General features: G+C 65.3%; 1 protein-coding gene. It reads left to right on the top strand.

All coding sequences use genetic code 11. The annotated features are described in order from the left end of the window. The coding region (locus AB4Z46_RS35525) for an electron transfer flavoprotein subunit beta/FixA family protein (protein WP_442288238.1) at positions 1–311 on the top strand (311 nt) is incomplete at both ends.

The following is a 311-nucleotide window of genomic DNA, read 5'->3' as shown; positions in this document are numbered from 1 at the left end:
GTCCCCGTCAAGCGGGTCGTCGACTACAACGTCAAGGTGCGTGTCAAGTCTGACGGCACCGGCGTCGACATTGCCAACGTGAAGATGAGCATGAACCCCTTCGACGAGATCGCGGTCGAAGAGGCGGTGCGCCTGAAGGAAAAGGGCGTGGCCACCGAGATCATCGCGGTCTCGTGCGGCGACGCCAAGTGCCAGGAGACCCTGCGCACGGCGATGGCGATCGGCGCCGACCGCGCCATCCTGGTGGAGACCACCGAGGAGCTGCAGCCCCTGGCAGTGGCCAAGCTGCTGAAGGCGCTGGTCGACAAGGA

Source organism: Variovorax sp. M-6 (genome assembly GCF_052114385.1).
Taxonomy (GTDB): Bacteria; Pseudomonadota; Gammaproteobacteria; order Burkholderiales; family Burkholderiaceae_C; genus Variovorax.
This window is presented reverse-complemented; position numbering and strand designations above follow the sequence as displayed.